Here is a 7,378-nt window from a genome sequence, read left to right as displayed (position 1 = left end):
AGAAACGTCAGTTCAGCAGCTGTGTCACCACAAATCCGGCAAGTTGGCCGGGAATCGGGAAATTGGAGAAAGAACCGGATGTCTGGATTAGAAGGCGTGAAATGAATGTCCTTGCAGGGTCTTGTCTACTTCTTCCCAGCCCGTGATATAGGCATAGTTGTACCTCGGCGGCAGCCCGAATACATAGGTGCTGTTGCGTCCAAGCTCGCTTGGTCCTATCGGTGCAGCGCTGATGTAGAACTTCTCCTGCTGAATCGCATTCCACTGAGCGAGCGTGAAGACCATGACGGGAATATCCTGGCGTGGATCTTTGGTCGTCCAGGCTGGATGCCTGATGAGGATCTCAGGCCCGTGCTCACTTGCGACCTGGCCGTTTGGCCCATTCGTATACCCCGTCCACGTTTCGTCAATGACGGAATACCCTTTCCATGTCGATGGCAGCGAAACGTAGAAACCATACTGAGCGTTCCGATATTGAGTCTTGTCGAATGTGACGATCACTACCAAGACAACTGCAGCTATGATTACAACGCACAGCGCCGATAGAAGCGCTCGTTTTGACACTGTACTCATGTGGTCTTCTCCTATCACTCGAAGGGATCGTATCTACCACGGAGTATATTGATAAATCCGGAATTGTATCACGCAGGCGCAGCTCGTGTCATCTTCAGAAAGTTCCGAAAGCCAGCTCCTGTACCGCCGTCAGATTACACGACTCCCTTTTGCCGCGCCCACCGCGTGGGATTTCGTATCATACCCCGTCAGGCACCTTTTCTTCCATTAAGCTGCGGTAGTCGATGATTTCGCCGTCCACGGAGAAACTGCCGTTTCCGATGGCATGGCAGACTCTCTTCTCCGGTTTATCTTCGTTGTACCAGATGCGGGTTGCTTCCAGTATTACAAGACCGTGTTTTTCCACATAGTCCACGACCTTGCATTCCAGAGCGGCAAGGCATTCGCCGATCAGCGGTGCCTTTACATCTTTTGCCGGAAGCGCGGTCAGATGGAACTTCTCGAACTTGTCCACTTCTGTACCGGAAACCATGCCGATGTGTACCACCGTCTCCAGCATTTCAACCGTAGGAACATTGATGACGCATTCTTTTGTTTCCAGCATGGTATGAAAAGAGTGGTTCCACGGGCCGGTGGAAATGGCAATGTGCGGGGTGAAGTCCATCACCATGTGCCAGGAAATCGTCATCACGTTGTTCTTGCCATGGTCGTTGGTGGAAACCAGCACGACCGGGCCGGATTCCAGAAAGGTAAATCCTTTCCGTTTGTCAATTTCCTTCAATGGCATACTGAGCCTCCACTTGTTTAGTCCTGCTCATAGGCACCGAGAGTTCGTTTGTGAGATACAACTTTCTTTTTAACGAATGGATTTGCGGAGCTCCTCGTTTTGGCGCATGACCTTCATCATTTGAACAAAGGCATCGTCCGTCATTCTCAGGTAATGGATACCCTGTCCGATAGCAATTGCGCTCGGAATACCGGTCCAGCAGAAAAGCAGCATGAAGATTCCAGCTCTTGTATTTCCAAGGTAGAACTCGTGTATGCCGAAACCACCGAGAAGGAGAGCGAGCATGGCAGCTGTTCTTCTGTCCTTGCCCTTGCCATCGATATACATAACGCTCGGATAGAGAAGCGTTGCAGCTGGCACTGGGACGAACGCGTCGTTATTGACACCGCAATATGGGCATTTTGAGAATGAAGGGGAATATGTGCTGCCGCACTTGGGACAGACGATCTCGTGCGTGACGGTGCATCTTGGACACGCATCATCAACAGCATTGTCGTACAGTTCATGACAGTTCGGGCATTCAACAAGCATGTATTCCTTTCATGCATCTAGCAAGCAAGCGCGTTGTAACATCTCCACACAGGAGAGTATAGCTAGCGATCGTGAACACTGAAAATGGTTAGAGAGGAGAGGACCGTCCGTATGATGTACCAATGAAAGCAGCTGTCGAAAAAGGGTTCTGCGCCATAGGCATGTATCTCGGTACATAGAAAGGAGTCGCCATGCCGCCCTCATCAATTACACAACTCCACTTCGATACCACACAATTCAATTCGACATTACGCAACCCATTTCCAAATCACACAACTCTACTTGCACTCCCCAAGGGGAAGCGGAGCGTTGTCGGTATCGATTTTGATGTTAGGCATCCTGCGGCAAGGTCCGACTGCGGATGCCCGCATCCAGCGCATAGAGGAGCTTGTCCAACCGGCCGTTTCCCGCTTGACGAGCGGGCATCTGAAGCAAGACTTCGCGCACTTCCGAGGGGACGTGTTCGATCGCCCAGCGAACCTCGCCATCAGCGATGGTTGAATCGCCGGCGTGGTCAAGCTCCAGTGCCAGGGCGGCATAGGCCGCTGGACCGACAACGTGCTTGGTTTGGTGGACATCCGCTAAAGGATGCGTGTAGGCGGACGATGCGGCAAGGCCAGCGGCGCGAGCGGCCGCAACTGCAGCCGGATCGCCGACCTCACGGGCAGCGGTCATCGCTGCCAAAGCAAGGGAGCGCAGCTGAGCCGTGCGCTTTCCCCCACCGGCAAACACCCGGATGCCTTCAATCGCCGCCCGGGGTCGGGTATCTGAAACCGCATGCTTCTCAAACACCGGCAGCGCTCTTTCAGCGCAGTCCGCAGCCCAGTTCCCCAGGGCCCTAAGGGATTCCAGGCTCAGCGTGAAGTACTTGGATTCACGACCCATCATTCACCTCCTTACACCATGAATATTGCAGAGCTGAGAAAGACGAGGCCCAGGACGACATGCTTGTATTCTGCCGAGTCCATGCTACTGCGCAGACTGTCAGCCATGCTCCAGAGCTTCGATTCGAAACCCAGGTTTGCTCCCGTCGTGTTGTCTTTTGTCTTTCCGCGTGCCATGGTGCCCCCTTTGGCGTCAGTTATCAAGGCAGCCGCGCCATGCTTTCCAATACTAGCGTAGCATCATCAACGAATTGTAGCGACTGAAACAAGCCAAACAAGAGAGGCGGGGAAGGACGTGATGCCCGATACATCTCGGAACGATGACACCGCTACCACCGCAGACGCTGTCCAAATCAATCGCGGAGGCATCAGAACAGCTGACGTCAGCGTCATCAATTACGCGACTCTATTTACCAATTACAGGACATATTTGCAAATTACAGGACTCTAATTGTCGCGCCCAGCTTGGTTTCTGCAATTAGAGTCGTGTAATTCCGGGGCCGCAAACCCGCATGGTTGCGTAGAGCACTCAGAATTCCACGACATTGATTCTGCTGACGTTCCAGACGAATTGATGACGGGCGGAGGGCTGGTTTTGGCAGAAAATGACAGAAGTGTCAGTCAGACAGCGGCGTCACCGCGAACCTGGGAAATTGGCAGCGAATCGGGAAATCGGAGAACGAACATGGTTTTCGGGAAACGAACTGGGAATGTAGAAGCTAGAGTCTGTAGTACAGCCGCAGGTGCTTGGATAGAGCAGGGAGCGTTCTTCAAGCACCTGCGAGAACTGGTTGGTACCAGGGCTTGCTTCTGGAACGCTATCTACGAGAAGTTAACGATGTTCATCCTTAGCCAGGCATTCATGGCACTTTGGAGTTCCTTTTCTGCTTGAGGCACCAAGTGAAGCCTGCCATCCATCTTCATGGATTGCAACACGGCTCGCAGAGCATCAACGGATGGCACGCCGCCAGCTGTTACAGCGTTGATCAACAGCGACCACCATAGTCCGCGTGCTGGCTTGTCCTGTATCGTCAGATACACTTCACAAGCTACATGTCCAGCGATTATCGGACCGGCATTGCCGATATTGTCCGCCGACATTGCGGCGAAGAGCCCCAATGGCAATCGGTTCACATCCCATTGAGCAGATTCGCATAGATCTATGATAGTCCCAGTGTCAAAGTACAGGCCTCGTATGTTGCTCTGATACAGCTGCATCAAACTTAGCCCGTATTCACGTTGAGAGATAAGTCTGCCGTCCAGTGCCCACCGCAACACGTCTTGGGTCGATATCGAAGTTGCGTGTTCCGATATAGCGACTCTGCGCAGTGCCAGTTCATCAGAGACAAATGCATGGCTAGGCTCTTGCGCCATCACGACAGCCTCGAATTCCGAGTTGCCGATTACCTTGACGCCCTGCTGATATCGCTTGTCTTCATATGCTAGAATGAGATCACAAGGTTTGACGGAAGCGTGATCATGCAGCCACGCAATTGCATGTCGCACCTGTGACAATTGTCGCTCTATCGTTTCCCGACTGGTTTTCACAAGGGAGAAGTGCTCCCCGTCCAGCGATACAACCGATTCTTCTCCACTTCTGGAGTACATCTCAAGCTCGTTCACGGCTTCTTCCAGAGCGCTCAGAGTCGAACGCGTGTATGCCACCGACCACCTCCGCGGAACACCATACTCAAGTACTTGTAGTTTTGAGAAGGTCAAAGCGGTGATAGGATCTACGACAAGCGTCGTTATGGCATCGTTACGATTGAGAGGGAGAGCCCCGGGAATCGCCGAATAGACAGTCTCATTCTCTGATACTCCTTGAGACAGTTCAACCAGATTCTTGCCAAGGAGGCGAGCCACGTATGCAAGAGGCATGAAGCCGTTTCTCTGTGCCACGATGAGCTTTCTGACATAGGCCCCGTAGTTTGCGACATTGACGATTTGTTTCTTAAGCTGTTTGGAGATTTCGGTTTCATCGTCCGGCGATGTAACAGGGATCGACTGAAAATCATTCCTATCGGGAAACTGCTTCTGATACAGCGCGATGCATTCGCTGCATGTCACCGCGTACTTGTTCCTCACATCACTGACCATGACGGTCTTCCCGGAGTCCCCGATTGAAACCGTATCGCCAACATTCTTCTCTGCAAGGTCAAGCCAGAACTTGTCATCTCGCGGAAGAAACACCAAGTTGCCAAAGGTTGGCCTCTTTGCGTCATCTGTTGCATACCACACTTGATCACCAGACTCCGTTTTCACAAGAACGGCACTATTCGTGCCGATGCTACTTCCCTGAGCAATGGTTGCGGGCGAGATTCTGTCAATGATCAGAACGCAGTTCATGAACGCGGCATATGCTTCTGCGGTGGATCTATTCGTCGGCTCAAGAAGCCTGGTATATGTCATTTGCAGGGCTTGATCATACTCGCGAGCGGAGATAAGTGCATTGATCAGTATATCGAACTGGGACGGCTCGATATTCGACTGTCCGAGTGCTTGGCGAGCCGAGTCCAATGCATCGGATAGATGTCCGTTCGACAGTCGCGTGTACGTCAGGAACACAAGGGCGTCAGTATACTGCTTGTCGTGTGTCTTGTCGTCGTTCAGCAGGGCAATGCATGATTTCAAGTCTTCTTCCGCAGCATCGAGGTCACGGGAACGAACGTGCAGGTGCGCTCTACACCAGTAGAACTCACGATTCTTCGCCCCGGCATTGATCAAAGCGTCGCACAGATTCTTGGCTTCTTGGTAGTGACCAGCATTCATATAGCCTTCAAGAAGCCTGATTGTTCGCGGACTGTAGAACCTTCCGCTCACCCCCATGCGGTCGATGATGATACTCAGATCATACCGCGACAGCGACACCAACACCGCAGCTATTTGGTCACGAATGTTCGGTGAAATAGCTGCAGTCGTTAGTTGAGTCGTCTTGTCCAGGAAACTCTGCAGATCTGGATCGTTGACGCTCTTGCCCTCGGATTGCAGGCATGAACACATATCCGCTCTCCACAGGGGGTTGTCGGGGTCACTATCTATAAGTTTCTGCACGTATGAGTGAGCCTCCGCATTTCTCCCAAGCTTGATGAGCAATTGTGTCTTCAGGTGTTTGGCGCGGATACCGATAAATACTGGCTTTGCTCTTAGCCTGATAGCGTGCGTTGTTGCTTTCAGTGCTCCGTTGAAGTCGTTCGTCGCCATCAAGAGATCAGCCAACATGATGAGTGCTTCTGGTGTATCTCCGTAGTTCTTGATTGACTGAAGAATCTTGATGGCTCCGCCAAGGTCTTCTTGCTCACATCTGACCGAGGCAAGAACCTTCTTGTAGGTTGCGCTGGTAGGAACTGCGTTAGCACAGGTCTCTGCGTCTTTGATCGCGCCGCCGATGTCGCCAAGCCACAGCCGAGCGTAAGCTCGGTTGCTGTAGCACTGATACAAGATGTCATCTGCCATGTCACTGGAATGTTCAATAGCAAATGAGAGCAGCTTCTGAACCTTTCGCAGACTGGTTTGGAGTTTCTTGTCATGGTCATATGACACTTCAACGTCGCTGATTAGTTTCTCATTCTGCATCCTGGCATAGATAACGCTTCCAAGCTGAGCGCACACCAGCGCGTCTTTCTGCCCGCCATGTCGATACGCAGAGTGCAAATACTTCTCTGCAATCTCCAGACGGGACTCTCTCACCGCAACCATGCTCATGCCAAAGAGCACATCGCTGGCATTCTTCAGCGAATCCGGAAGCGCATTCATGCGAGATTGCGCCTCAGACAGATTCGCTGATGCAAGAATGAGTACCTTTTGAGCTAATGCGTTTTCTGAGTTTACCGCAATCACTTTGTTGGCAATTTCGACTGCCTTGTCGGTATTTCCGATCGCAAGGAGTATCTGCGCTGCGTTGGTGCCAGCATAGTCACCATTCTTGTTCAGAGAGTAGGCTTGGAGAAACAGTCCTGCGGCTTCCTGGTACTTCCCCGTTCTAGAGAGAATGACACCGCGGTTTGTGAGAACTCTGAACTTGGTCTTTTCGTCCATGTTCTGCTGTTTTGCCGAGAACGCATCCACGAACCTGAGTGCATCCTTGAAATTCCGCTTGTTGAGCCGCTCCAGTACTTCATCCATGATGAGACCCTTGTCGATAGCTACTTCGCCGGCCAGGTTGACATTGATATCAGAGTAATCCCCATAGAACGCTTTGTAGACACTAGGATACTCGCGAAGCAGGGAACAGATGTTCTCCCAGAAGTAGACGACCACCTTAAACTGTTTCTTCTTCTTGCGCTCCCGCGTCAGGTTGAGTACGTACGCCTGTATGGCTTGGTCGCAAGACTTGGTTGTCGCAATCACGAGTTCCGAAATCGGCTTCAGGTCGGACGTCTCGACGTCTGCGACGATGCTATCGATTATCTTCTTCGTGAGTTTTGTGCGCCAGTAGTCCTTGCATTGAACTACACGACACCGCCCTCCCTGAGAACCGGAATAGATGTCAATTCCGTGCTGGCCTTGACCGGACATGCCGTAGCGTTGGGCATCCGGAGCACTCCATTTCTCCTTCCATAGGTCGAGGCACAGCTCCTCGAATTCGAGAGGCGATGCCGGAGAGTCCATATGAATTGAAGTAGGATCTGATATTCGCATGATCTTTGCCCTCCCTAGGCAGACT

Annotated in this window: 5 protein-coding genes and 1 pseudogene; all 6 read right to left on the bottom strand. The window is 52.0% G+C overall.

All coding sequences use genetic code 11. The annotated features are described in order from the left end of the window. Positions 1-87: 87 nt before the first annotated feature. The 6 genes and pseudogenes from SMC7_RS01990 to SMC7_RS01965 all read right to left on the bottom strand — a co-directional run bounded on the left by SMC7_RS01990 (position 88) and on the right by SMC7_RS01965 (position 7,353). Positions 88-573 (bottom strand): hypothetical protein, encoded by a 486-nt coding sequence (locus SMC7_RS01990; protein ID WP_119088711.1) that lies wholly within the window; start codon positions 571-573, stop codon positions 88-90. 178 nt (positions 574-751) lie between these two features. Further along, entirely contained in the window at positions 752-1,300 is a 549-nt protein-coding gene (locus SMC7_RS01985; RefSeq protein WP_119088710.1) for a flavin reductase family protein, read from the bottom strand. Between the two features lie 69 nt (positions 1,301-1,369). Then, on the bottom strand, positions 1,370-1,831 hold the full coding sequence (locus tag SMC7_RS07465) for a TM2 domain-containing protein (RefSeq protein WP_243620278.1): 462 nt from the start codon (positions 1,829-1,831) through the stop codon (positions 1,370-1,372). A 330-nt stretch (positions 1,832-2,161) separates the two neighbouring features. Then, positions 2,162-2,719, bottom strand: a complete 558-nt coding sequence (locus tag SMC7_RS01975; protein WP_207798692.1) for a putative immunity protein — start codon at positions 2,717-2,719, stop codon at positions 2,162-2,164. A gap of 32 nt (positions 2,720-2,751) precedes the next feature. Continuing rightward, positions 2,752-2,892, bottom strand: a pseudogene (locus SMC7_RS01970) (type I restriction-modification system subunit M N-terminal domain-containing protein); the annotation flags it as partial. A gap of 645 nt (positions 2,893-3,537) precedes the next feature. Continuing rightward, a complete protein-coding gene (locus tag SMC7_RS01965) occupies positions 3,538-7,353 on the bottom strand; it encodes a PIN domain-containing protein (protein ID WP_119088708.1) in 3,816 nt (1,271 codons plus the stop codon). Positions 7,354-7,378: the final 25 nt, after the last annotated feature.

The sequence above is a fragment of the Candidatus Cryosericum terrychapinii genome (assembly GCF_003570925.1).
Classification (GTDB): Bacteria; Caldisericota; Caldisericia; order Cryosericales; family Cryosericaceae; genus Cryosericum; species Cryosericum terrychapinii.
This window is presented reverse-complemented; position numbering and strand designations above follow the sequence as displayed.